Origin of the sequence: Effusibacillus consociatus, assembly GCF_042652925.1 — a bacterium.
Classification (GTDB): Bacteria; Bacillota; Bacilli; order Tumebacillales; family Effusibacillaceae; genus Effusibacillus; species Effusibacillus consociatus.
In genome coordinates this window covers 1-25842 of the sequence record NZ_JBHSHC010000034.1, presented here as the reverse complement: position 1 = coordinate 25842, position 25842 = coordinate 1, and the positions used below count along the sequence as shown (strand labels likewise).

21 protein-coding genes, 1 riboswitch and 1 other annotated feature are annotated in these 25842 nt (G+C 48.5%); of the genes, 2 read left to right on the top strand and 19 right to left on the bottom strand.

The window, feature by feature from the left end; genetic code table 11:
- Positions 1–714 precede the first annotated feature (714 nt).
- The 4 genes from ACFO8Q_RS06130 to tyrS all read right to left on the bottom strand — a co-directional run bounded on the left by ACFO8Q_RS06130 (position 715) and on the right by tyrS (position 4549).
- On the bottom strand, positions 715–1104 hold the full coding sequence (locus tag ACFO8Q_RS06130) for a DUF309 domain-containing protein (protein ID WP_380024850.1): 390 nt from the start codon (positions 1102–1104) through the stop codon (positions 715–717).
- A 155-nt stretch (positions 1105–1259) separates the two neighbouring features.
- Entirely contained in the window at positions 1260–1988 is a 729-nt protein-coding gene (gene yunB, locus ACFO8Q_RS06125) for a sporulation protein YunB (protein ID WP_380024849.1), read from the bottom strand.
- 73 nt (positions 1989–2061) lie between these two features.
- Entirely contained in the window at positions 2062–3189 is a 1128-nt protein-coding gene (locus ACFO8Q_RS06120; RefSeq protein ID WP_380024848.1) for a two-component system sensor histidine kinase NtrB, read from the bottom strand.
- A gap of 109 nt (positions 3190–3298) precedes the next feature.
- On the bottom strand, positions 3299–4549 hold the full coding sequence (gene tyrS, locus ACFO8Q_RS06115; protein WP_380024847.1) for a tyrosine--tRNA ligase: 1251 nt from the start codon (positions 4547–4549) through the stop codon (positions 3299–3301).
- A gap of 254 nt (positions 4550–4803) precedes the next feature.
- Between tyrS and ACFO8Q_RS06110 the strand changes: the two genes are divergently transcribed.
- Positions 4804–7965 (top strand): PBP1A family penicillin-binding protein, encoded by a 3162-nt coding sequence (locus tag ACFO8Q_RS06110; protein ID WP_380024846.1) that lies wholly within the window; start codon positions 4804–4806, stop codon positions 7963–7965.
- 307 nt (positions 7966–8272) lie between these two features.
- On the opposite strand, the gene ACFO8Q_RS06105 is transcribed toward ACFO8Q_RS06110, so the two are convergent.
- Entirely contained in the window at positions 8273–10618 is a 2346-nt protein-coding gene (locus ACFO8Q_RS06105) for an endonuclease MutS2 (protein WP_380024845.1), read from the bottom strand.
- 109 nt (positions 10619–10727) lie between these two features.
- On the opposite strand from ACFO8Q_RS06105, the gene ACFO8Q_RS06100 reads away from it, so the two are divergent.
- Positions 10728–11111 carry a phage holin family protein gene (locus tag ACFO8Q_RS06100; protein WP_380024844.1) on the top strand — a complete coding sequence of 128 codons (384 nt, stop codon included), beginning with the start codon at positions 10728–10730 and terminating at the stop codon, positions 11109–11111.
- 48 nt (positions 11112–11159) lie between these two features.
- Here ACFO8Q_RS06100 and ACFO8Q_RS06095 read toward each other — a convergent pair whose 3' ends face one another.
- The 14 genes from ACFO8Q_RS06095 to ytxC form a co-directional block, all read right to left on the bottom strand.
- On the bottom strand, positions 11160–11348 hold the full coding sequence (locus ACFO8Q_RS06095; RefSeq protein ID WP_380024843.1) for a hypothetical protein: 189 nt from the start codon (positions 11346–11348) through the stop codon (positions 11160–11162).
- Between the two features lie 152 nt (positions 11349–11500).
- A complete protein-coding gene (locus tag ACFO8Q_RS06090) occupies positions 11501–11884 on the bottom strand; it encodes a hypothetical protein (protein WP_380024842.1) in 384 nt (127 codons plus the stop codon).
- A gap of 90 nt (positions 11885–11974) precedes the next feature.
- A complete protein-coding gene (locus ACFO8Q_RS06085; protein WP_380024841.1) occupies positions 11975–12514 on the bottom strand; it encodes a CvpA family protein in 540 nt (179 codons plus the stop codon).
- Positions 12511–12795: a cell division protein ZapA gene (zapA, locus tag ACFO8Q_RS06080; protein WP_380024840.1), complete on the bottom strand. Its 285-nt coding sequence runs from the start codon at positions 12793–12795 to the stop codon at positions 12511–12513. Before zapA ends, ACFO8Q_RS06085 begins: the two co-directional genes overlap by 4 nt.
- A 62-nt stretch (positions 12796–12857) precedes the next feature.
- Entirely contained in the window at positions 12858–15290 is a 2433-nt protein-coding gene (gene pheT / locus ACFO8Q_RS06075) for a phenylalanine--tRNA ligase subunit beta (protein WP_380024839.1), read from the bottom strand.
- Between the two features lie 17 nt (positions 15291–15307).
- A complete protein-coding gene (pheS, locus tag ACFO8Q_RS06070) occupies positions 15308–16345 on the bottom strand; it encodes a phenylalanine--tRNA ligase subunit alpha (RefSeq protein ID WP_380024838.1) in 1038 nt (345 codons plus the stop codon).
- A gap of 43 nt (positions 16346–16388) precedes the next feature.
- Positions 16389–16657, bottom strand: a binding site (T-box leader).
- A gap of 80 nt (positions 16658–16737) precedes the next feature.
- Positions 16738–17097 (bottom strand): DUF2512 family protein, encoded by a 360-nt coding sequence (locus ACFO8Q_RS06065; protein WP_380024837.1) that lies wholly within the window; start codon positions 17095–17097, stop codon positions 16738–16740.
- Between the two features lie 33 nt (positions 17098–17130).
- The gene (locus ACFO8Q_RS06060; RefSeq protein ID WP_380024836.1) at positions 17131–18033 is read right to left on the bottom strand and encodes a permease; all 903 of its coding nucleotides are present in this window, start codon (positions 18031–18033) and stop codon (positions 17131–17133) included.
- A gap of 2 nt (positions 18034–18035) precedes the next feature.
- Positions 18036–18902, bottom strand: coding sequence for a TIGR03943 family putative permease subunit (locus tag ACFO8Q_RS06055; protein WP_380024835.1), 867 nt, complete (start codon positions 18900–18902; stop codon positions 18036–18038).
- A 103-nt stretch (positions 18903–19005) separates the two neighbouring features.
- Positions 19006–19812: a TrmH family RNA methyltransferase gene (locus tag ACFO8Q_RS06050; protein ID WP_380024834.1), complete on the bottom strand. Its 807-nt coding sequence runs from the start codon at positions 19810–19812 to the stop codon at positions 19006–19008.
- 53 nt (positions 19813–19865) lie between these two features.
- On the bottom strand, positions 19866–20516 hold the full coding sequence (locus ACFO8Q_RS06045; RefSeq protein ID WP_380024833.1) for a potassium channel family protein: 651 nt from the start codon (positions 20514–20516) through the stop codon (positions 19866–19868).
- A gap of 13 nt (positions 20517–20529) precedes the next feature.
- A complete protein-coding gene (locus tag ACFO8Q_RS06040; RefSeq protein WP_380024832.1) occupies positions 20530–21873 on the bottom strand; it encodes a TrkH family potassium uptake protein in 1344 nt (447 codons plus the stop codon).
- 127 nt (positions 21874–22000) lie between these two features.
- Positions 22001–22139, bottom strand: a riboswitch (cyclic di-AMP (ydaO/yuaA leader).
- Between the two features lie 187 nt (positions 22140–22326).
- Positions 22327–24270, bottom strand: coding sequence for a threonine--tRNA ligase (thrS, locus tag ACFO8Q_RS06035; RefSeq protein ID WP_380024831.1), 1944 nt, complete (start codon positions 24268–24270; stop codon positions 22327–22329).
- A gap of 501 nt (positions 24271–24771) precedes the next feature.
- On the bottom strand, positions 24772–25674 hold the full coding sequence (ytxC, locus tag ACFO8Q_RS06030; RefSeq protein WP_380024830.1) for a sporulation protein YtxC: 903 nt from the start codon (positions 25672–25674) through the stop codon (positions 24772–24774).
- Between the last annotated feature and the right edge of the window lie 168 nt (positions 25675–25842).

Sequence of the window (25842 nt, the reverse complement as noted above, 5' to 3'; positions counted from 1 at the left end):
ATCAGGAAGATCTACCCCGATTTGTCCGCACGGATGCGGACGAACTTTTCGGGGCGACCTCTATTGATGACTCGTCCCGCATTGACCGCACGGATGCGGTTGCTCTTAGCGGGGCTACCATCAATAATTAGACTCAAACGAGCCAAACTAGTTATTCCTAGCTCCCTACACGATTCAGTTTTCAAAGAACGACTTAGATCAGGATGATCTATCCGCTAGCGTTGCGACGCACACGATGTGCTAGTGTCGAATATGCCACATGGACGTGGCGTTTCTATTCGACTTGACATGGACGTCAACGCTCTTAGCGGGGTTTCCTGTTCCAAAAACCTTAGCGTTACTTGTACCCTTGCGGTGCAAAGAACGACTTGATCAGGATGATCCACTTCACACTATCGCCATGAATGACGATTTTCTTAGTGGAGATCCTTTTGTTTTTCGCCGTTGTCATCGCAAACAGCGACAAATGCTATCTTATCACATCCGCACCAGCATTTCAACTGGTAAATTCTATTACATTCGGATGTTTTTTTGTTTTTCCATCACTCGCGATCCGAACGCTCTCACGCTCTCCCGAGGCGACAAGGAATATCATATCATGCTGACATTTAGAACTCAATCAACATTAAAAAACAAAACAAAACAAATTTCATGATTAACGAAAGCACGTTAAAATCTCCTGCTGTTTTTTAGCCTATCCTTCATTTTTCATTTCTATTTCTTTTGTTTCTCATCAACGCAGCGGATCTTCATCACCTGAAGTCCAAAGTGTGCATAAGCGCCTTCTGGTATATAGTCCTCATCAGGCAAGGAACGGATCAGTTCCTTGAAATCCTCACGCAATTTCACAATATCGATTCCTTGAACCACATCAGGCAATGAATGCAATGTTGGAGATGAATATTGATAAAGTTTGCGTATTCCCCGAAGCATCCCTTTTTTTAATTTAAACTGAGCCGTAGCCACTTGGACCAGCGCTTTATAAAAAGGTCCGTCAATCGGATCATCCGTTCCTTTCCAGGCTAATTCAAAGATTTCATGACACTCATAGTAATCTTCTTCTTCATTAAACAAACGCACAAATTCTTTTGTGACCTGATTCATTAAAGCTCACACCCTTAAACGAAAACTGTCATTCCCGGTCCTTGATGCACTTTAATGCCGGAACAAGTATAACATGGCATCGGCTCCATATACACCAATCAACACAGAAAAACCTCCGCATTTTTTACGGAGGCACCTTTTCTTAGCTGAATTTTTTATTTGGGAGCGGTAGTTGCCGGTCCGGGAAGCTGATAAGGTATCCCCGGCGGAACAAACGGTGTTCCTGTCGCGTCAAAAAAATATTGTGGTACTTCTCCAATCATCACAAACGAAGCAATCGGAACCCGGGTAGGGATTTCAACGGGACGGGGTAATACGAAAGGGATTATGATGTTCACCTGCACATGCATGTCGAGTATTAATGAATATTTGGTTTGGTTGATTCCCAACGTTTGCGAATCTTGCACAATATCGGATTTGGCCGTTCCCAGCGGGACAATCTGAATTGGGATTTTGGGACCGAATGTGGCTAAAATGGTCGAATGCATCGCTTGCCCAACCGGAAGCCGAACTTCCCGTTGTTCAATTTCCTTGAGAACACTTTGGACACGATTGGTGGTTTGAGCCTTCATCCGATTGGCCTCAGTCATATTAAATACAGCTGAACGTATCGTCCCCCTGTCATCCTTAATAAATTGCACGATCTGCTTGTAATCCGTTTCTTCCGTAACTTTTTTCGTTATGGCATCGTTGATAGCTTCTGTAGCGATTTGCCGGGCATAATTTTCCGCGATAGAAACAAAAACCGGCCGAAGGCTGTATTCGAGAAAGATCACGGTCTGCACGGATATAAAAATCGCTGTAAGCAAACTCATTAAAGCAATTACTTTCCACCGTTTCACGGGCTTGCGCAGACGCATTCGTCTCCTTCGAAACCTCATCATCTACGCCTCACTCCCTTCGGGTTCATTTTATGAACCAAGAGGGCCATGCAGTACAAAAAGCAAAAAAACAGCCCTAACGAAGGGCCGTTTCTTTGGGATAATTTGGGCGAATCTGTTCCAAATTGAGAATATCTTCATGCAGGCAGGGAATCTCCACTCGCGCGGTTGTCCCTTTTCCGGGTTCACTTGTAATCGAAATGCTTCCGCCCATTCTGGCAATTACCTGCTGGCAAACGGATAAGCCCAAGCCGGGACGGTCAGGTTTCGTTGTAATAAACGGATCAAAAATAGCCGAAAGTTGTTCCTCCGGGATCCCGCTGCCATTGTCGACCACGGTCAACCGGAAGCTCTCTTCCAACGTTTCCACCGACAGTTTGATCTCACCGTTCCCCGAAATTGCTTCCAAAGAGTTCTGCACAAGATTCATGATGACACATTTCAATTCTTCGGGATCTCCGATAAACTTCAAATTTTTTCTGGGAAACTCACACAGGATGCTTACATCGTGCAGCAGGGCGAATTCTTGAAGCTTTGGCATCACTTCATTAAGCAAATCATTGATCCTCAGCACTTTAAAACGAACTTCTTGCGGTTTGCTGATGAGCAGAAAGTCGCGGAGAATCTGTTCAATTTTATGGATTTCAGAAAGCAGCAAAGGGAAAATGTTGCTGCATTTATCCGAAAAACTTTTCTGCACAAGACCCAAACCGGAAAGTTTTTGAACGTCTTTTTCAAACAACTGAAGAAATCCCTTGATTGTAGTAAGCGGATTGCGGATTTCGTGCACGGTCCCCGCCGCCATGCTGCCAATGGCAGCTATCTTTTCCGCTTGCAGAATCTCTTCGCGAATCCGGAACGCTTCTGTGCGATCTTGAAAAGCGAGAATAGTGCCCGCCGTCTGCCCTAATGCAATGAGGGGAACAACCTCTGCGGAAAGAATCAGTTCATTTCCGTTGGTCTGAACCGACAGTTCATCGATTTTCCTTGGCACTTGTTCGCTGCTCGCTTGTCGAATCAGGCTCATATCCAACTCGGGAAATATTTCGGAAGCAGAGCGTCCAACCCAATCCGCCTTTTCGATTTGAAAAAGCGTGACAGCGAATCGATTGATGTCAGCAATTTTGCCTTCTGCATCAATTACAATTACGCCTGTCGGAACACCATCAAAAATCGCTTCGGTAAAATTTCCCCAAGAAACCATCGCACGTACGCCCCTTAAATTCAAATCATGATTTAAAACCATCATGAATGAATTTAGATTTGTTTCGTCATTTTCCTGCAAGACTCGCCAAATTTTTCGCAAAAAATTTTTAAGGCTCGAGCAGAATCTTTGCAAATTTCCGCTTGCCCACCTGAAGAATCATGCCATCTTCCAATGCAATTTGCGTTTCTGCACTGTCGACTTTTTCCCCGTTGATTTTCACTCCGCCTTGTTGGATCATCCGTCTTGCTTCGCCGTTTGAAGGGCATAAGTTAGTGTCTGTCAGTAATTTGACAATCCAGTAAGTACCTGCATCAAGGCGTACTTCCGGAATATTGTCAGGAATCGATCCCTGTTGAAATACTGTTTTAAAATGCTCTTCCGCAGCTTTGGCAGCCTCTTCCCCGTGATAACGAGTTACAATTTCCCGGGCAAGTCGCATTTTTGCATCTCGCGGGTGAAGACTTCCGTCGGCAAGTCCCGCTCGAATCGCTTCCAGTTCTTCGACCGATACATCCGTAACCAACTCATAATATTTGATCATCAGTTCGTCAGGAATGGACATGGTTTTTCCGTATTGATCATTCGGAGACTCGTTAATCCCAATGTAATTCCCCAGGGACTTTGACATTTTCTGGACTCCGTCCAAACCTTCGAGGATGGGCATCATGATGGCGATCTGCTGCTCCTGACCAAACTCTTTTTGCAGCATGCGGCCCATCAGCAAATTAAACTTCTGATCGGTACCGCCAAGTTCAATATCTGCCCGCATCGCCACCGAATCGTAACCCTGCATCAGCGGATACAGGAATTCATGCAGCGAAATCGGAAGATTGCCCGCGAACCGTTTCTGAAAATCTTCCCGCTCGAGCATACGGGCTACGGTCATGGTGGAAGTCAACCTTATAACGTCCGAAAAATTCAGAGGCGCTAACCAGGTGGAGTTGTATACGATCTCCGTTTTCTCCGGGTCCAACACTTTGAACGCTTGATCCGCATATGATTTCGCGTTTTCCAGCACTTGTTCCCGGGTTAACTGTTTACGTGTTTCCGATTTTCCGGTCGGATCCCCAATCATTCCTGTAAAATCACCGATTAACAGCTGAACGCGATGACCAAGATTTTGAAATTGCCACATTTTGTTCAAAACGACTGTATGCCCCAGTGTCAAATCGGCACCCGATGGATCTACTCCGAGTTTGACGAGCAGCGGTTTATGAGTCTGAATCGAACGGCGAAGTTTCTTGACCAGTTCGTCTTCCGGTACGATTTCGGCTGTGCCCATCCGGATCACAGAAAGCTGCCGTTCCACTTCCTGTTCAATCTTTGGATCTTTGACTTCCGTCGCTTCCTTTGTCATGAGTCCTGTCCCCCGTTACATAAAAATAAAACCCTCCCAAGGCGCAGACCTAACAAGCAGCCGCCCGCGGAAAGGATTCTCTTATACGACACGCACGCATACATCAAGTATGTTTTTGGAAATCCTGTTTATTCTAAACTTTTTGTACATAAATTTATCATATGCAAACAAACATTGTCAAAACGGGTCGAACCAAGTCTCTCAAACCGGTTTCAAATTTGGTATAATGGAGACACATTTAAGGGGGAACTCTGATGACAAAAGATAAACAAACATCTTCCGAGGACCTGGCTCGATCGAACAAAAAGGAGAGAAAGCTGCGCCTATGGGCGAAGATTACGGTACTTTCCATACTTGTTCTGGGCATGTTGGGAATGTTATCGGGTGCCGGTTACGCGTATTACCTGATAAAAGACGCACCGTCGTTTACCCCTCAAGCATTTGCCAACCTCTCTTCCACGACAAATGTGTATGACAGGAACGGTGAATTTCTCGGGTCCATGCAAACGGACGGCAACCGGGAGCTGATCAAAAGCCTTAATGAAGTCTCTCCATACATAGTGGATGCATTTATCGCAGCGGAAGATAAAAACTTCTACGGCCATTTTGGTGTGAATCCACTGGCCGTTCTGCGGGCTGCCTATCAAAACTTTATCGGCGGAGGGGTAATTTCGGGAGCAAGTACGATTACCCAGCAAACAGTAAAACTGGTGATGTTCCCTGCACAAGAGCAAACGATCAAGCGAAAAGTGCAGGAAATGTATTTGGCTACCCAATTGGAGCAGGCCATGACGAAGGATGAGATCCTCGTTCATTACCTGAATTGGATTTATTTCGGAAAATCCGGTTATTCCAACATCTACGGGATTAAAGCGGCTTCCAAAGCAATCTTCGGCAAGGACCCAAAAGAAATCAATCTGGCACAAGCCGCAATCTTTGCAGCAATGCTTAACAATCCCAGCAAATACAATCCCTATACCCGTCTGGATCAGGCGCTCGAGTACCAGGACTACGTTCTGAAAGAAATGATGGAATCGGGGAAAATAACGGAAGCAGAGTACAAAGAAGCCCGCGCATTTGATATTAAAGCTTCGATCGCCCAGCCAAAAGTTACGACTACCGGATACGGCAATTATCCGTTTATTATTTCGGAAGTGGAACAGCGTGCGGCCGAGAAACTGATGACCGTCACCAAATATGACAGTTTGGATGACGCCAGACAGGCCCTTTTTAAAGGCGGTTTCAAAGTCTACACCACAATCGACCGTCAAATGCAGGATGCAGTGGATGAAGTTTTGAGCAACGACAAGAATTTTTACGGGAGTCCGATCAGCTACACCGGCAAGGATGGCAAAAAAGTGACGGATGCCATTCAACAGGCAGGCGCTGCCTTGATCGAAAATAAGACCGGTGCTGTGCTGGCAATGGGCGGCGGACGGGATTACAAGCGAGATCAGAACAACCATGCGACTCTCCCGCGGCAGCCCGGTTCCACTATGAAACCGTTGTCCGTATACGCTCCGGCAGCCGAAAAGAAGTTATTGTCCCCGGGTTCCGTGCTGGATGATGTTCCGATGGCGCTCCCTAACGGCGGTTCCACCCATTATCCGATGAACCACGACAGGAAATTTCACGGATTGATTACGGTTAGAGAAGCATTGCTGCACTCTTATAACATCCCGGCCATCAAAGCAACCCAAGCGGTTACGCCTGCGGTCGGACTTGATTACGTAAAAAAAATGGGCGCCTCTCATATCGAGAAAAGTGACGAGCATCTGGTCTCGGGCATCGGAGGCCTTGCGTACGGTTTAACTGTTGAGGAAGCCACGAGCGCTTACACAACGTTCGCAAATGCGGGGCTATGGAAGGAATCCCATCTGGTTACAAAAATTGTTGATCGCAACGGGAAAGTGATCTATCAACACAAGCCGAAGGAAACCAGGGTATTTTCCCCGCAAACCGCGTATGTTCTGACTGACATGATGCGGGATATTGTGAAGCGGGGCACGGCGTCAGGTATCGGATCCCATTTTCCGGGACGGCCGATCGCCGGAAAAACAGGTACAACTGACGGCACCACCGATTCCTGGTTCATTGGCTACACACCAAGCGTCACCCTTGGGATTTGGATCGGATATGACATTCCTTACCCAATGGATCGTTTGAGTCGGACAGATTCATCGGGAGTACGCCCGATCCTGTTGTGGAATGGCATTATGGATCGCGTGTATCCGAAAATGCCTGTGGCAGAAGGCGAATTCCCTGGCATGCCGACCGGTATTGTTCGTGCTGAGGTTTGCACCAAGTCGGGCAAAATCCCGACAGACCTCTGCCGGGCTTTAAATACTGTAACCACCGACTTGTTTGTAGCAGGCACCGAACCAAAAGAAGCCTGCGATGTTATGGTGAAAGTAAAATATGTTGAAATCAACGGCAAGAAATACTTGCTGAACGACAAAGTCAGCACTTTTGGCGGAATCGTCAAGGAAGGAATCTTTATTAAACGCCAGCCTTACACAGTGCCGCCCGGATTCCCGAAACCTTTGGATGCAGATCTGGAACTGCCGAAGGAATTCGGAAATGACGAAAAAGACGGCCCGAGCTTGCCATCACCAACCGGTTTGAAAGTGACCGGAAGTACCCTTACTTCCATTTCGCTCGGCTGGAATGGAATTCAAGGCGCAGAGGGATATGTGGTTCTCCGCTCTACCTCGCCAACAGGACCGTTTGATATTGTATCTCAGCTCTTAACAAGCACCGAGTATACTGATTCGACGATACAACCCGGAACCACTTATTATTACAAAGTGGCGACCGTTGCCGACGGAGCCATTCAACCGGCAAAAGAATCTGTGTCCGTAACACCGGGTCAGCCGAATGAAGTTGGACTCCCTGCGCCAACAGGGCTCACCGCATCAAGCAGTCCGGCCGGAATCACTGTTTCATGGAAACCTGTATCGGGAGCCGCCCAGTACGTTCTTTACAGAAGCCTGGACGGAACGTCATATGATGTGTTGAGCATCCTATCCGGTACCAGCTATCAAGATGTGACTGCATCAGGCGCAAGCGTTTGGTACAAAGTTGCGGCAAAAAATGAATCTTCCACATCTGCCTACTCTGCACCTGTTAAGGTGGGAAGCACTGCCCCTGCGCCCGCTCCCGCCGCTCCTACATTGTCGGTGAAAAGCGAAGGGACGGGCAGTCTGAGGCTCACTTGGAACTCGGTATCTGGCGCAGTTCACTATGTGATTGAGCGAAACGACGGGACTTCCTGGCAGCAAGTTGCTGAGGTGACAGGAACCGATTATACCGATACGAATTTGGAGGACGGAGTCACTTACTCCTACCGGGTGAAAGCTGTGAACTCAGCCGGTCAGGTTTCCTCCCCGTCCAACGTGGCAAGCGGAAAACCATAAGTTGAAAAAAACGAGAATCCGGGATAGACCTGAAGATATGATAAAGCAGGGTCTATCCCTTTTTCGCTGGCGATTTCCCGTTCCCTCCACAATATTTTTCTGCCGGCGATCATATACATCAACCATGGTTTGTTTGAGACCCGCGCCTGGATTGAAGGGGCGATTGAATCCGGTATTCGGGCCGCTTATGAAGTTCATCATGCCACGGACGAATCCGGGACAAATCAAAGGTAAAAGCAGGTAATAAAAAGAGCTCCTACTTTGCTACTTTGCGTATTATACGCAAGGTAAGAGCCTGATTTTTTGGTTATTTCAATGTCACAATCGTAACCCCTGTATGTCCTTCGCCGTGCTCGCCGATTCTGAAAGAACGAACCTGCGGGTGGTTTCGCAAGAATTCATGTACCCCCGCCCTGAGTGTTCCGGTCCCTTTTCCATGAATAATGGATACCTGCGACAAGCCCGCCATAACCGCATTATCTAAATACCGGTCAATCTCGTAGGCAGCCTCTTCGATCGTTGAGCCGCGCAAATCCAACTCCAGCTTGGTGGGTTCGTCTGATTTTCGGGTCACAATGCCGCGTGTTTTTTCCTGTTTCTTCTCTTCCAGTTTCTCCAATTCGGACAATTTGATTTTCATCTTCATGGCGCCGATTTGGACAAGAGCTTCATTCGACCCGACCTCCAAAACGGTTCCCCTTTGATTAAACGTCAAAACCTGCACTGAATCGCCGGTACGAATCTCTTTAGCCTCGTTTACTTTGCGTTGGATCCTTCGTTCGCGACGGGTAGGTGCCGCCGCTTCCAATTTTTTGCGCAGTTCAATCAGATGGTGCTCTTTAAAGCTAGTCTGTTCCTGATCGCGAATTTTGCGCAGTTCTTGGATAATCTCCTGAGCTTCCCGTTCTGCTTTTTTCACAATTTCACGAGCTTCCTCCTCGGCCCGTTCCACCATGCGTTCCTGTTGAAGCAGGAACTGCTCACGTTCTTTTTCAAATTGCCGGCGCAGCGATTCGATTTCTTTACGCATCGCCGCCGCTTCCTGCCGGTCCTTCTCCGCTTGAAGCTGGTTCGCTTCCAGCTTGCGAATCAAATCGTCAACCTGTACATCTTCCGTGGTCATTCGGGACTTCGCATCTTCAATGATTTCCTTGCGCAGCCCCAGTCGTTCGGAGATTGCAAACGCGTTCGATCGCCCGGGAACCCCGATTAACAAACGGTAAGTCGGGCGAAGGCTTTCCACATCAAATTCAACGGAAGCATTGATCGCCTCCGGTTGGGAGTAGGCGTATGCTTTGAGCTCGCTATAGTGGGTGGTGGCAACTGTTTTGGCTCCCCGTTTCCGAAGGAATTCAAGAATGGCTTGCGCGAGGGCAGCGCCTTCCGCCGGATCGGTCCCCGCTCCCAATTCATCGAGGAGAACCAATGAGCGGAAATCCATTTTTTCAAGAATTTCAGTGATATGGGTCATATGACTGGAAAAAGTGGACAAGCTCTGCTCAATGCTTTGTTCATCTCCAATATCCGCGAACACTTCATCAAATGTTGAAACTTCGCTTCCCTCATCAGCCGGAACATGCAGTCCTGACATTGCCATCAGGCTCAGAAGCCCAATCGTTTTCAGTGTGACGGTTTTCCCGCCCGTATTTGGACCGGTAATGACGATCAAATTAAACTCATCGCCAAGCCGAATATCAATGGGCACTGCTCGACTGCGATCCAATAAGGGATGTACCGCTTTCTTCAGCCGGACTCGTCCTTCATCGTTTACTCTTGGAAAAGCCGCCTTCATCTCATGAGCCAAGCTCGCTTTGGCAATAATAAAATCGATCTCAGCCAGAGCCGCGAGCCCGGATTGCAAAATCTCCGCCTCACTGCCCACCAGCGCCGTCAATCGAGTAAGGATGCGTTCGATTTCCCGTCTCTCCTTGACTTCCAATTCACGCAACCCGTTGTTCAATTGGACAACAGCCGCCGGTTCAATAAACAAGGTGGCTCCCGAAGAGGATTGGTCGTGGACAATTCCGCCAAATACTCCTCGATATTCCGCTTTGATCGGGATGCAATAACGGTCATTGCGGATCGTTACAATCGCTTCCTGCATCATTTTTTGGCAGTCGGGACTCCGTAGAATGGAATCGAGTTTGTCTCGAACCCTCGCTTGTGTTTGGCGAATCTCATTTCGCACGCTTTTGAGTTCCGGCGACGCGTGATCCGCAACTTCTCCATTGTTGTCAATTGCCGCCCGAATTTCTTCCTCAACCGGGCGAAGTTCAAACACTTCTCCCGCTAAACCTTGCAAAGTCGGGATCGGATGCTCATTCGAAATATCGAGCAAAAACTTGCGGAGACGACGTCCCGCCATGATGGTATCGGCTACATCAAGCAGTTCCTTCGCATCGAGCATACTACCCACTGCGGATCGTTTCACCGCCTGCCGTATATCGCGAATTCCTCCAAAAGGGATCAGCCCTTTCAGACGGTACACGGTTCTTCCTTCTTCCGTTGCGGCAAGCGCTTGCCGGACTTCATCCAAGTGGGAAACCGGCTGCAGCTGCTCCGCCAATTCCTTCCCCATGTTGGTGCTGGCGTGATTTATCAGTTTTTCTATGATTTTATGATATTCGAGTACACGAAGCACCCGCTGATTCATATGCTTTCCTCCTGTGGCAACATTTTCTGCTATAGAATCCCTCACTTGCGGTGACACTAACTGTGAGCTGGACCCTTACCTATTGTAACATCAAAGGAGGCGTTTGGTGATGAGTAACTTGGTGGGAGTTATCGTGCGATTTGTGGTCTCAGCCATTGTTTTGATGATTGTAGGGTTTATCGTTCCCGGTTTCACAGGTCTCACTTTCTTCAGCGCCATCTTGGCTGCCATTGTAATCGCAGCGCTTGGTTGGGTGATTGAGCGTCTGTTTGGGCGGGAGGTCTCTCCGTTCGCGAGAGGAATTGCAGGCTTTTTATCTTCCGCTGCGGTGATTTATATCGCACAATGGTTTGTGCCTGGTATGCGCGTAACTATTCTGGGAGCCCTGCTCGCTTCGCTTGTGATCGGTATCATCGATTTGTTTGTACCAAGCAATGTTATGCGGCGTGGGACAGCTGGTGACCGAGACAGAATAGGGGATCGTCGAGACTAATCGAGCATTTTGCGGGGCATGTTGGCTCAGGGGCCGCTCTCTTACGTCTTATTTGTCGGCATGCTCCTCGAATGCTCTTTTTCTTTTCTGCCGTAAAAATTGGTCCAGCCGTTCCGCACTCCATGTGTTAATTACATCGTCAGCGGTAAGCCAGGCTCTTCTGGCGGTAGCCACTCCAAGACGCATGGAAGATAGCTCATCCACTTCATGGGCATCCGTGTTGATTGCCAATTTCACACCGAGCTCTCGTGCCCTTTTGCCGCCAGATCATTCAGATCCAAACGGTTGGGGGTACAGTTCATTTCGATCACAGTACCCGTTTCTGCGGCTTTGTCGGAGTGAGCGTATCCCATTCAGAATGTTCTCTTCCGCTTTCGGGCCAAATCCGCTTAACGCCTGAATCCGATGTTCTTTGCAAGCAAGCTCCAATTCATCGATCGTTCGGATTTGTAATTCTGATAGATCCGTTTGATCGACTTTGGACCAATTCCCGGAATCTGAAGCATAAGGGGCAGCTCACCGGGCAGCTTCTCCTGCAGCTCAGTTAAAATCGGACTCGTTCCGGTACGAACCAAATCCCGAATCACCTTTGAGATTCCTCGCCCAATTCCTTGAAGCTCGTGCAGACGCCCTTTCTCGATTATTGGCATTTGGAAACGTGCAACCGCATCCGCCGCATTTCGGTAGGCTCGAACCTTGAAAAAATCCTCCTCCGTCAATTCCAACAATGTCGCGATTTGACTCAATCGATAGGCTATCTGTCCGTTGTTCACGTTGGCACCTCCTAGAGGATACGGTGCCCAAGAACCCCAAAAATACTAAATAACAGACTGCCGGAATTCCAGCAGTCTGTATAAATGTTTCTAGAAACGATTGTCAAACAACAACCGGCTCAGCCCGGTGTCCAACAACGTGGAAGCAACCTGAGAATTCTTGATTGCTGTTTGTATTGCAGGGGCTGGAAGGTAGGAACCCAGATTCACGGCCACAATCAGGATCAGCACCCCGACAATCAGACCGGCCAATAACCCCGACACCCGATTAATAAAGGAAAGGCCGGGCAGGGAAACAACAAGGTCAATCATCCGTCCGGCGATTCGGGTCATCAGTAAACCGGTTATAAAAACCAGTCCAAACGCAATTACTCCGTATCCGCTTTGAATCACATTTTGGGCAAGAGCGGTTCCCAGATTCGCAAGTCCCGCCTCCGTGGAAGAAGGTACACTGCTTTTTCCCAATACGGCTTGAAGCCATGTTGCCATGGTGGGACTGTATGTTTTTGCTGCCCAATAGGCGACAAACATCCCGACGAAATTGACCACCTGCATGACGAATCCGGTTCGGTAGCCATTCCAAATAAAATAGAGAAGGATCCCTGTCAATAGAATGTCCGTAACTGTCACAGTTCAAATCTCCCTTGGGGCCGTTCCTGTGAACGTTCCAACAGCTTTAGCAATTCTTCGTATTCCTGCCGCAACCGCAAATATTCGTCCGCGATATTGACAGCAGCCAGCACCGCCAGGCGATTCAGATCCAGGCGGGGATTGCTTTTGGCGATTTCTCGCATCTTATCATCTACAAGGCCGGCTACCAACCTCATGTGTTCGACAGAAGCTTTGCCGCGAAGTTGGTATTCATGCCCGTATATATCTACTCGAATTCGATTGTTTTCCTCTTTCTGCAAGGGACTCGCCCCCTTTATAACAGTCTCTATACTTTTCGTTTCAGAAAGAGTAAAATCCTGCATCAGGCGCGAAGTTCCGCTTGGAATCCTGTTTCCAGAGATTCTACAACTTTATTGTGCCGAACCTGTACTTCTTCATCCGTAAGAGTTCTGTCTTCCGCTCGATACACGATGGAGAATGCAACTGATTTCTTGCCAGATTCCACCTGTTCGCCTTGATATACATCAAATAAACGGACTTCCTCCAACAGATCGCCCGCTGCTTCCCGAATTGCGAGTTCCAAAGAACCTGCCGGAACATCAAGCGGCACAACGACTGCCAAATCTCTTTCAATCGCAGGGAATTTCGGAAGCGCGCGGAATTCGATTTTGGGTTCAACTGCTTTTTCCAGAGCCGCCAGATTCAATTCGAAGTAAAACGTTTCTTTCAAATCCCACGCTTCTTCCGCACTTGGATGAAGCGAGCCCACATAGCCTATCATTATCCCTTTGGCCTCAATCGAAGCGGTACGACCCGGATGCATGCCAGGAACAGTTACCGGCTGATAACGTGCGTCTGGAATGCCAAGGTTCCGAAGAAGCGATTCCACAATCCCCTTTACCGTGTAAAAATCGACCTTTCGAGCCTTCTCCCCAATTGCCAAAGGTCCGAAATTTCCGGTAAAGATCCCTGTCACCTTGACATCCTCGCTGGGCAGCTCGGTGACCGGCAATTCTTTGGTTACAAACACTTTGCCGATCTCGAACAAAGCCAGATCCAGATTCTTGCGATTCAGATTGTACTGGACCACTTCCACAAGACTCGGCAGAATTGTTGTTCTGAGAACCTTGCGTTCATCTGACATCGGAAGCGCAAGAGGAAGCTGTTTCCGCAGCGGGGAGTCTTCTTCCAACCCGAGCGGTTCCATCCATGTTGGATTCGTAAAGCTGTAAGTCAACACTTCGAACAGCCCCATCCCCGTCAGAAGCTCCCGGATCGTCCGGCGCAGACGCTGCTGGGAAGTGAGTCCACCTTGAGACAGGACTCCCTCCGGCATCGTGGTGCCGATCTTGTCATACCCATGCAAGCGCGCCACTTCTTCAATCAAATCAATTTCTCGGGTGATATCAGGTCGACGGGTGGGGACCACAACTGAAATTGTGTCATTGTCCACACGGCTCGTTTCAAATCCCAGCTTGCGCAGAAGTACCTCAATTGTATCATCCGACAGACTTGTTCCCAACACCTGATTGGTCCGACTCACACGAAGCTGGAGATGCAATGGTTCCGCCTGTTGTTGAACCAGTTCCGCAGCGGTTCCGACAAGTTCTCCCCCGCCAAGTTCCGCAATCAGAGCTGCCGCCCGTTTCAAAGCGGGACGCATCACCGCCGGATCGATTCCCTTCTCAAAACGCATCTGTGCTTCTGAACGGAGCCCTAATTTCTTGCCTGTTTGGCGAGTTGTGCCCGCCTCAAAACAGGCTGATTCCAACACAATATCGGTGGTGGTATCGCGAACCTCCGAGTTCTCCCCGCCCATAACGCCCGCGAGTCCCACTGCTCGCTTCGGATCTGCGATCACCAGCATGGAAGGATCAAGGGAACGCTCTTGTCCATCCAGAGTCACGAGATTTTCGTTCTCCTTGGCCTGCCGCACCACAATGGTCGACTCGTTAATTTCGGACAGATCGAAAGCATGCAGCGGTTGACCGTACTCAAACATCACATAGTTGGTGACATCCACAATATTGTTGATCGGTCTGACTCCAACCGCAAGCAATCGCATCTGCAGCCACAGCGGAGACGGTTTGACTTGGATGCCTTTTACAACTTGAGCCGCATATTGCGTGCAGTTGGGAGATTCGATTCGAACTTTCACCGGAGATTCGACAGAACCGGTTTGCTTTGTACTTGGCTCCTCTACAAACTTTGGTTTTTTTCCGAGAATAGCCGCCACTTCGTAAGCGACTCCCCGATAGTTCAAACAATCCGCACGATTCGGGGTTAACTCAAGCTCCATTACCACATCGTCCAAGCCGAGCACCCGCAGCATCGATTCGCCAACCGGTGTATCTTCCGGAAGGATATACAACCCTTCGGTTTGTTCCTTTGGAAGAAGCTTGATATCCATTCCCAATTCGCTGGCGGAGCAGAGCATGCCTTGCGATTCAACGTCACGCAGCTTCGCTCGCTTAATCTTTACGCCACCGGGCAGCTCTGCTCCCACAACAGCACAAGCGACTTTTTGACCTGGCTTCACGTTCGGGGCGCCGCACACGATTTGCAGTTTTTCCGGTCCACCCACATCAACTGTGCACACTCTCAGGCGATCGGCGTTTGGATGTTGTTCCGTATGCAATACATGTCCTACGACAACATCTTTAATTCCTTTGTTCAGGGGCTCGATCACTTCAACCGGAATTCCGTGGTTTGTCAGCAGATCGGCCAATTTTTCCGGGGTCATGTCAGCTCCCAAATCGATATATTCCTGCAACCATTTGTATGAGATTTTCATAAATCAACACCCTCTCCCTAGCCGCGGTTCATGAATTGCTTCAAGAAGCGAACGTCATTTACATAGAAATGGCGAATATCGTCCACTCCGTACTTCAGCATCGCGATCCGTTCGATGCCCATCCCGAAAGCAAATCCTGTATATTCTTCGGAATCGTAACCGGACATCTCCAGCACTCGAGGGTGCACCATTCCCGCTCCCAGGATCTCAATCCACCCCGTGTGCTTGCAGATTCTGCAGCCGTCGCCATGACACGCATAGCAGCTTACATCCACCTCCGTACTCGGTTCGGTGAACGGGAAGTAGCTGGGACGCAGACGAATTTGCTGTCCCTGTCCAAACATTTGACGGGCGAACGTCAACAGAATTCCTTTTAAATCACTCATCCGGATATTCCGGTCAACCACGAGTCCTTCCACCTGCGTAAAGACGTGTGAATGGGTGGCATCATCATCGTCACGACGGTAGACGCGACCGGGACAAATGATTCGGACCGGCACCGTTCCTTTTTTCGCTTCAAGAGTCCGTACTTGAACGGGGGAAGTATGTGTACGCATCAAAATTTCTTCCGTCAAATAGAAAGTATCCTGCATGTCTCGAGCAGGGTGATTTTTCGGCAGATTGAGAGCTTCAAAGTTGTAATAATCTGTTTCCACTTCCGGACCTTCGGCGACTTCGAAACCAAGTCCGATAAAAATATTTTCGATCTCCTGAATCACTCGGGTAAGCGGATGGATTACGCCTGCGGGAAATGTTCTTCCCGGCAGTGTAACGTCGATCGTTTCCGATTGAAGCTTCTGCTCCAACGCAGCGCGGCGAAACTCGGTTTCTTTCTCTTCGTACGCCTGTTCCAGTGCCTCTCGCACTTCGTTGACCAGCTGCCCGATAATGGGGCGCTCTTCCGCAGATACCTGGCCCATTCCGCGCATGATGGAGGTTAGTTCCCCTTTTTTGCCAAGATACTGCACTTTCCAATCAATCAGCTCATTTTGTTGTACTCGTTGTGCGAGATCAGCCAATGCTTTCTCGCGAAGTTCCTGTAGCTGTTCTTTCATTCGAATCCTCCCCATCGATTTCATAAAGAAAACCTTTCGTCCAAAAAGGGACGAAAGGTTGTAAATTCCGTGGTACCACCCTAATTAAGCAGACGCCGCCCAACCAAAGAATGGCGCCATTCTGCTTCACTTCGTTACGATAACGGGACATTCCCGGCCTACCCTACTCGAATATCCTTCTCACTCGGATTCGTTCAGGCGGCAGCTTCAGAGTGAACTTCCGCACAGTGTGTCCTGAAGATGCTTGCAGTCTACGGCATCTTCTCCCTGGAAGGCACTTGCTGTCCGTACTCTCTCCTGCATTGCTGTTCGTTTTTGGAATTTCAGTACTTAGTATAGTACAGTGAATAGAGGAACGCAAGAAGGTATCAAATAATGCAGGGTATGCTGCACTACCCCCGCTCCCGACCCGGCAGAAACTTCGCATGGAAAAAGATTTCCACTCCTGCTACCAGCAGCCCCGTAATGACTGCAAATGTCCACGTAACCCGCATGCCCGGCAATATAAAATTGCCTAGGTAGGTGATCACAGCCGCCATGAGAAAATCGGAAAACACGGCCACAATATGATTGGAGATGGTCGGAATCACACGATCCGCCACAAAGCCAACTATTGTAATAACCGTTCCCAATAGTACCGCATGAAAGAGGTTCATTACTCCATATAAAGGAAAAAACAAACCAATAAATAAAACTGCCGCAACTGTGCCCAACCATTTGATCAGAAATGAAGTGATGAGTCCATACCGCACAGAAGACACCTCCTATGCGGTAGAATGCCCGGATTATTTCACATTTACCCAAATTCCTGCAAATAAGGTGAGGACGAATGCCATAAAGAAGGTGATCATAATAACTCTTTTGGGAAAAATTCTCGGGAACAAAAACAGATTCCGAATATCGATCATCTGCCCGATTACCAGGAAGCCAAGTACACCGCCGTTCGTTGTCAACCCGGCGAGAGAGCGTGCCACAAACCCGTCAGCAGCCGAACACAGCGAGAATAGTATTGCAAGTCCCATCATCGCAAGTACCGAAAATACTGGATGTTCCCCGACCGGAGCGAGCGCGGATGAAGGCACAAATGTTTGCAGCAACGCGGCTACCGTTGCACTTAGAACTACAAATCCCATAATCTCGAAAAACTCTGCAATTGCATGCTGAATGACCGAACCGGTCACCTGTTTGATGGAACGTTTGGCAGGCATTGTTCCGGTAGAAGCCAATTCCAACACCGTTAATTCCTCCGGCCGAAGGGGCGTTTGAATTGCCTTTCGGGATTCAAGTAAAAGAAGCACCCAACCGATCGATACAGCAACCCCAAAAGCCGCAGCCGTTCGCGCCCACATCATGGTCGGATTCATTCCAAACGCCACAAAGGTGGCCAACATTGTCATCGGATTTACAACAGGTGCCGCCAGTACAAATGACATAGCCGCTGAAACGGGAACCCCTTTTCGCATCAGACTGCGGGCCATCGGAATCGTCCCACAATCACATACCGGGACAAGAAATCCGAGAAAAGAAGAAGCTACTACAGCAAGCCCTTTATTCTTCGGCAGCATTCGAAGCATCCGTTCACGAGACACAAATTCCTGGATCAGCGATGACAGTATCACTCCCAACAGAACAAACGGCAGCGACTCCAGGACAATCGACAGAAAAATAGTCTGAGCTGCTTGCCACATCGTCAGTTCCCCCCTGAAATGCCGGTCTTCCCAAACGGATAAAGGTACGGCTCTTTCGGCTCATCGATGATTTTGATCTCATGGGCCTCGAGCACCGGTTTGTCCTCATAACCATAGTACCAGCTGACCGGCGGAACCTGATCGATCTCCGGAGACTTTCGCGTGGACAGAGTCGCATCAATCTGGATCCATGTATCATTCTTATATTTTGACGCTCCTTCCACCTCCACGGTCACCCCAACAGGCAGTGTGTCGGCAGCACAATGCACCATTACGTAACGCATAATCACCATCCGATTCTCCGGCCATCCGTCCGGATGGTATACGAACCCCGTATACTTGTATCTTTGATTGAAATAGTTCTCTGGTACAATCAAAATATTATTCATCACTTCATACATCGAAACTTCTGAACCCGTTTCGGGTTTCGCCGGAAGCGAAGCACCCTCCACCTTCACTTTCGGCACACTTGCCAAATCAACGGTTTTCGCATTGGCCGGTTTGGCGTACATCCCACTGCTTAACATGGAAGTGCCGAGCGATTGTGTAGGGACCGCCATCCCCAGTACCACCGGCAGTATCAGTACAGCCCATATTTTTTGCACACGATGGTCATGGTCGTGATCGTGACCGCAATTCTCACCATGCTCATGACAGCACTCATCTCCAACACATCGCATTGTCAGAAACGCGTAAGCGGTCATCATAATCAGCACCCCAACCGTAACAGCCAGCAAGACCATCATATGAGGAGCAACCAGCTTTCGGATTTCCCCCGTCCAGAACAATTTCAGAAGAAGTGCCGTGAACCCCGACAAGATAATCCCCTGTATGAATCGGCCTGCATCCACTCTCATTTTGTGTATCATTTACCTATACCTCCAAATGATGCTTCTCTTATCATTCAACAGAAAAAAGTGGAATCCTTTCATACGGACATCAAAAAACCTGTGGAAACTGAATCCACAGGCGTCATTCTTTCGTTTTTCTTTGTCGTAAAGTCTCGTACAAGATTATACTTGAGGCAATTGCAGCATTTAACGATTCTGCCTTACCAGGCATCGGAAGAGAAATCCATTTGTCGATTTGTTGTCGAATTTCCCCGGAAATACCATGCGCCTCCGAACCGATGACAATCGCAGTTCCCCCTGTCAAATCAACCGCATAAAGCTCTTCTTCCGCACCAGTCGAAGCGCCGATTACAGTCACATCATGCTGACGCAGCAACGGGAACAGTTCCCTCAGAGAAACTTCAATCACGGGCAGGTGGAAAAGTGACCCCATCGTAGCGCGAATTACTTTTGGATTGTAGAGATCGACACTGCCTGAACCAACGAATACTCCGGCCGCCCCCACCGCATCCGCGGAACGGATCATAGTGCCCAGATTCCCGGGATCCTGAATGTTGTCCAACACGAGATACAGAGGATTGGTTTTGCTCGCAATCAGTCCTTCCTTGTTATGTTGATACTGCCGGCCAATTGCGATGACTCCTTGCGGGGTTTTTGTATCTGCTACATGTTCAAGAACCGCCTGATTTACTTCAATCAACTCAATACCGAGTGAATGGGTGCCATTGACGATCCGATCCAATCGTCCTGTGGGAATCAAATCATCAAGAACCAGAATGGTTTCAAGTGGAGCCTGCGACTCAAGAGCGTCCTCCACAAGCCGAATACCTTCTATAAAAAACAGGTTGGTCTGATCCCGATACTTTTTCTGTTTTAACGCGGCCCAATCTTTTACCCGACTGTTACGGGTCGATGTGATGCGTTCCAATTCCACTCCACCTTTCTAAAAGCGTGCCCGGGCACGACTGTGCTCATGAAATTCTAAGCTTGTTCTTCCAGTTCCTGAAGATCATCATTCTTCCCAATTACAACAAGAACATCCCCTTGTTTAATCCTGTCCTGTGCCATGGGGGAAATATTGATTTTGTCTCCAGTTTTGATTGCCATCACCGTGCAGCCGAATTTTTTGCGGATATCCGATTCGGCCAATGTCTTTCCGACCATTTTCTCATTCGCTACAATTTCCACCATGCTGTATTCCGGGGATAACTCGATATAATCGAGGATATTTGGCGAGATCAGGTTGTGGGCCACTCGCACGCCCATGTCCCGTTCCGGATACACCACTTTATCCGCCCCAATTTTGGACAGTACTTTACCGTGCAATTCATTTTGGGCTTTCACAACGATTTGCTTCACACCTTGTTCCTTCAGGATCAAGGTCGTCAGAATGGAAGACTGAATATCTGCCCCAATTGCCACAACGACAACATCGAAGTTTCGGATTCCCAATGCTTTTAGGGCGTTCTCATCGGTTGAATCGGCTGTAACCGCATGTGTCACATAGTCCACCGCATCATGGATGCGATCTTCATTGGAATCAATCCCCAATACTTCATATCCCATTTCATACAGTTCTCTCGCAACGCTGGTACCAAATCGCCCCATACCTATGATCGCATATTGTTTCATTGAATAAACCTCCTCAGCCCACAAACAATTTTTCTTCCGGGTATTTGATTAACGCTTTCTCGTGAGCACGAACTGTCAATGCAAGCGCCAGTGTTACGGGTCCCACTCGTCCCGCAAACATGGTAAGTATAAGAATAAGCCTTCCAACGGGAGAAAGCTCGGGAGTCAAATTAGTCGACAACCCGACGGTTCCGAATGCCGATGTGGCTTCAAAAAGAAGTCGAATAAATTCTTTGTCTTCGGTTAATGTGAGTACAAATGTGACACCTATCAACAGGAGTGCTGCCATTACAGCCACAACGAACGCTTTATAAATGGTTCTCGGGTCGATTCGTTTTCGGAAAGCCACTGTGCTGTCTTTACCCGTAATTACGCTGACTACATAGAGCAGGATCACAATTGTAGTAACTGTTTTAATCCCGCCGCCGGTTGAACCGGGGGATGCCCCCACAAACATTAACAGAATCGTCCAAAGCAAGGAAGCGTCGGAAACGGATCCGTAATCGATTGTCGCGTATCCGGCAGTTCTTGCAGTAGTAGAAGCAAACATGGAAGCCAGAATCTTTCCCTCCCAGTCCAGTGCCCCTAGCGTTTTGGGATTGTTCATTTCCAGCAGAAAGTATCCAATCGTTCCGACAAGTAATAAAGAACTCGTCATGATCAGGACCAATTTTGTATGAAGTGATAACCGTTCCGGTTTCGGCGCCTTCCAAAGGTCAACCATAACCGTAAATCCGAGCCCGCCAAGGATAATCAACAACATCACTACAAAATTGACAGTCGGATCATCGACAAATCCGGTAAGACTTCTAAAATCCCCGAACAAATCAAAACCAGCGTTGCAAAAAGCTGAAATTGCATGAAAAATCCCATAGTAAATGGCCCGATCAATCGGCATCACCAGTGCAAAGCGGAATGCCAGAATCGCGGCGAAAAACAGTTCAATTCCAAGTGTGATTAAGACAATATTGCGGGCAAGCCGAATAACCCCCTCCATCGAATTGACGTTCAGGGCCTCTTGGATGACCAGTCTTTCTTTTAATCCAATCCTTCTTCCGGTAAAAATGATGATAAAGGTGGCCACGGTCATAAAACCAAGCCCGCCAATCTGGATTAAAGACAGGATCACGAGCTGCCCAAACAGATTAAACTGGGTCAAAGTATCCACTACAACCAATCCGGTGACGCAAACGGCAGAGGTGGCAGTGAACAGGGCGTCAATAAAGTTCAATCCCTCTCCGCTCTTGGAAGCGATCGGCAAACTCAGCAGGACTGCCCCAATCAGGATTAATGCTGCGAACCCCACTGTCAAAATACGGGCGGGGGTCAACCACTTTTCGAGCATCGTTTGTGCCATAACTGTTCCTCCAAAACAAACCCATTCCTGAGTAGAATACCCATACTTGTCATCAATTAAAAAACGGCGCAGCTTCCCGTTAATTGTTGAAAAAAGGGATAGACCGCACCGTATCGAAGCTCAGGCTCATCTCCCTTGCTTTGGCCGACGAAGTTAGCTGACGGGTAGGATGGCAAGGAAACCAACATCCCTCCTGCACTGCGGCAGGATTAACCCCAAATACGTGGGTCCTCCGCTCCCGTAACGGGACTAGGCCTCAATCATAATGAACTTAGCATACTCCCTTCGAATTAAAGAAGCGAATCTTGCATCACTCTTTTTCCCACAAGAAACCATCCGAATTCGCCGTTTTCCCAAAGTTACCCTGTAATTTCACAGAAAATCTCCGGTTTTCTACACATCAGGCAAGCAAACAAAAAACTGGCGGTTCTCCAAACCACCAGTTGCCTGCTCTTATTTCTTCTCTTCTATTTCTGCAAGAATTGTGTTTGCTGCTTCTTCAATTGATAAAGAACCTTGGTCTCCCACTCCACGCTTGCGCACCGATACTGTTCCGGTTTCCATTTCTTGAGCACCGACAACGAGCATGTAGGGAACCTTCTGAAGCTGTGCTTCGCGGATCTTGTAGCCGATTTTTTCATTCCGATGATCAAGTTCAACCCGGATTCGCTTGCTCTTCAGATATTCGTACACCTTCTGGGCATACTCCTCAAAAGCAGGAGAGATCGTCAGGATTTTTGCCTGAACCGGAGCCAGCCAGGTCGGGAACGCCCCTTCATACACTTCAATCAGGTACGCGGTCATCCGTTCCATCGTACTCAGGATTCCACGGTGAATGACAACAGGGCGATGCATTTTGCCGTCTTCTCCCACATATTCCAAACCAAATCGTTCCGGCAGCAAAAAGTCAAGCTGCGCAGTCGAAAGGGTTTCCTCCTTCCCGATTGCAGTCTTTACCTGCACGTCGAGCTTGGGGCCGTAGAAAGCCGCTTCTCCCTCAGCTTCCACATATTCAAGTCCCATCTCATCCATCGCTTCTTTCAACATGGATTGAGCCTTTTCCCACATCTCGTCATTCTGGAAGTATTTCTCTGTGTTATTCGGATCGCGGTAGGACAGACGGAACCAATAATCCTGGATGTGGAAGTCTTTGTAAACACGCTGAATCAATTCGACAACTTTACGAAACTCCGACTTGATCTGATCCGGACGACAGAAAATATGCGCATCGTTAAGGGTCATCGCCCGTACCCGCTGCAGACCCGAGAGTGTTCCGGACATCTCGTAACGGTGCATCATACCGAGTTCTGCAATGCGCAGAGGGAGATCACGATAGCTCCGCATGTCATTTTTATAAAGCATCATATGGTGCGGGCAGTTCATGGGACGCAAAACCAACTCTTCATTGTCCATTTTCATGGGCGGGTACATATCTTCGTGATAGTGATCCCAATGCCCTGAGATTTTGTACAGTTCGACGCTCGCCAAGTGAGGAGTATAGACATGCTCGTATCCGAGACTTTCTTCGAGATCCACGATGTAACGCTCGATTGTCCGGCGAATGCGGGAACCGTTTGGCAGCCAGAGCGGAAGTCCCTGTCCGACTTCTCTGGACAATGTAAAGAGCTTCAGTTCTTTCCCGATACGGCGATGATCACGCCGTTTCGCTTCTTCCAACTGCTTCAGGTATTCTTCCAACTGGGACTGTTTTGGCCATGCAGTTGCGTAAATTCGCTGCAGCATTTCATTTTCCGCATTCCCACGCCAATAGGCTCCTGCAATGGAAAGCAGCTTGAATGCCTTGATCCGTCCGGTGGAGGGCAGATGCGGCCCGGTGCAAAGGTCGGTAAATTCCCCTTGGTGGTAGATCGATAGCACAGTGTCTTCCGGAAGGTCGTTAATAATCTCAACTTTAAACCGGTCGCCGCGCGCACTGAACATTTTAAGCGCTTCTTCGCGGGAGATCTCCTCACGCTGAATCGGGAGATCTTCTTTCACGATCTTTTCCATTTCTTTTTCGATTAACGGGAGATCATCGGGTGAAAAAGAACGGCCGGAAAAATCATAGTAAAATCCGTCTTCAATTACAGGTCCAATCGCAAACTTTACGTCCGGCCACAAACGGGCAACCGCTTGTGCCATCAGGTGAGCATTGGAATGACGCAAGGTTTCGAGACCTTCAGGGTCATCGTAAGTAAACAGTTCAACTTTGGCGTCTTCCGTAACAGGCGTGTTCAGATCCACCAATTTGCCGTTGATCTTTCCCACCACCGCGTTTTTCTTCAGACCCTGCGAGAGTGAAGCAGCAATATCCAATAACGTGGTTCCTGCTGCGTATGTTCTTACAGAACCGTCTTTCAGTTCGACTTGAATTTGTTTTTCGACATCTACAGCCATGTTTGAAATCCTCCCAAAAACGGGCCCATCAAAGTGAAACGAAGGACCCAAATAGTAGTAAAGCTAGCGAAATTAAAAACGCTTTCGTGCCTCACAGATAACTCTGCAAGGACGAAAGCGTGTCGCTTACGTGGTTCCACCTTGATTTAATCCGGAAAATTTCCAGATTCTCATTGTCCCGTAACGGGGGATATCCGTCCCGAACTACTGACGACACCCCACAAAGTGACGTGACAATGCAGCACAGAACGGGAACCGCGGCAAGGCCGCGCAAGGTCTCGCTAAATGCTAAAGCATAAGTCTCGCCATGTTGCGGGAACCCCAAACATAAAATGCTATCGGGGGCGAGTTCATCCGAGATGCTACGAGGGGGTCATTCCTTTGCCGTTACGCAAGAGTGCTTTCAGCCCACGACACTCTCTCTCTGGGAGTCGTACAAACGAACGCTGTCCTCGATCATCGCCTTCGAGTTTAATTGTAATGTCAATAATGATAATTTTTTTATTTGGAATAGTCAAGAGGGAAGTGACCATTTTGATCCCAACATTCCAACGGAGTTTGACACATTGTGCACCCGCTGCATAAAGTCACTCGCTCTTCAAAAACCCTTTTCACCGTATCGACCAAAACTTCATCGTCCGAAACACGGTTAGGTAAATGAATCTTAACGGAAAGGGGTGCCAGCGTAATTAGAGTGGAAATAATCATGTCATCTTGCTGCAGATCGGCATCCATCAAATCTTCAGCAAAACGGTTCAGGTCTTCATCGGTAATCTGGAACCCGTCGTGATCGACTAAACGAGTCCAACCCTCATCGAGAACCAAGTGTATCAGGGGCGAGCGGGATTGCTGCACACTCAGGAAGTGCCGCAGCAGCTTCACAAATTCCTGGTATTCTCGATCCATAAGATATTGGTCAATGGCCTGTTCAATCGCGAGATCCAAATCTTTGCTGTAATGACGCAACCGGAACCGGATAAACCCTTCCACATGCAAAACCGGGTTTTGCCTTACATAGCAGAATACATCCCGTTCGATTTCCGCCTGTCTGTACAAACGGGCGCTCGGTCTCCTGTAAGTTGATAAGTACTGGACAGCATTCTCGGTGAGATAGTCTACTTCATCGGCATCATAGTATGTATATTCTTTTGTAATCCGTTTGCGAATTCTGTTTTGTTCCCATTCCAATGTCAAGAAATCAGTGACGGCCTTTGCAACAGCAGTTTGTACTTTCTCGGCGTGGATCGCTTGTTTCCACTGGATTGTGTAATACCAACAATCACCGCACAGGCTTCTTCCCGTGGTGAATTCCACTCCGTTCAGTCGAAAATCCCGCAGTTCTCTTTCCAAGTAAAAAGCAAGCTGATCAAACAGCTTAGCGGTACCGATAGCGTATCGGTTCAAAACACCCACCCTTTCATCGTGAAAAGCACGCCCCCAAAGGTGTTATACAGTATATGTTTTGACCGTTCGCGTTATACAGGATTCAAAATAGCCGCTTGAAATCGGGTAGGAGGCTACCCATTAATTGAGTAGCCGGCCTCCCACACCACCGTACGTACCGTTCGGTAT

Excerpts from the sequence above, each read along its gene's own strand:
- pheS (WP_380024838.1), bottom strand. The coding sequence starts at position 16,345 with ATGAAAGAACAGCTACAGGAACTTCGCGAGAAAGCATTGGCTGATCTC.
- pheT (WP_380024839.1), bottom strand. The coding sequence starts at position 15,290 with ATGAAAATCTCATACAAATGGTTGCAGGAATATATCGATTTGGGAGCT.
- ACFO8Q_RS06110 (WP_380024846.1), top strand. The coding sequence starts at position 4,804 with ATGACAAAAGATAAACAAACATCTTCCGAGGACCTGGCTCGATCGAAC.
- ACFO8Q_RS06045 (WP_380024833.1), bottom strand. The coding sequence starts at position 20,516 with ATGAAACAATATGCGATCATAGGTATGGGGCGATTTGGTACCAGCGTT.
- thrS (WP_380024831.1), bottom strand. The coding sequence starts at position 24,270 with ATGGCTGTAGATGTCGAAAAACAAATTCAAGTCGAACTGAAAGACGGT.
- ACFO8Q_RS06060 (WP_380024836.1), bottom strand. The coding sequence starts at position 18,033 with ATGTGGCAAGCAGCTCAGACTATTTTTCTGTCGATTGTCCTGGAGTCG.
- ACFO8Q_RS06120 (WP_380024848.1), bottom strand. The coding sequence starts at position 3,189 with ATGGTTTCTTGGGGAAATTTTACCGAAGCGATTTTTGATGGTGTTCCG.
- tyrS (WP_380024847.1), bottom strand. The coding sequence starts at position 4,549 with ATGACAAAGGAAGCGACGGAAGTCAAAGATCCAAAGATTGAACAGGAA.
- ACFO8Q_RS06105 (WP_380024845.1), bottom strand. The coding sequence starts at position 10,618 with ATGAATCAGCGGGTGCTTCGTGTACTCGAATATCATAAAATCATAGAA.
- ACFO8Q_RS06130 (WP_380024850.1), bottom strand. The coding sequence starts at position 1,104 with ATGAATCAGGTCACAAAAGAATTTGTGCGTTTGTTTAATGAAGAAGAA.
- yunB (WP_380024849.1), bottom strand. The coding sequence starts at position 1,988 with ATGATGAGGTTTCGAAGGAGACGAATGCGTCTGCGCAAGCCCGTGAAA.
- ACFO8Q_RS06100 (WP_380024844.1), top strand. The coding sequence starts at position 10,728 with ATGAGTAACTTGGTGGGAGTTATCGTGCGATTTGTGGTCTCAGCCATT.
- ACFO8Q_RS06055 (WP_380024835.1), bottom strand. The coding sequence starts at position 18,902 with ATGATACACAAAATGAGAGTGGATGCAGGCCGATTCATACAGGGGATT.
- ACFO8Q_RS06040 (WP_380024832.1), bottom strand. The coding sequence starts at position 21,873 with ATGGCACAAACGATGCTCGAAAAGTGGTTGACCCCCGCCCGTATTTTG.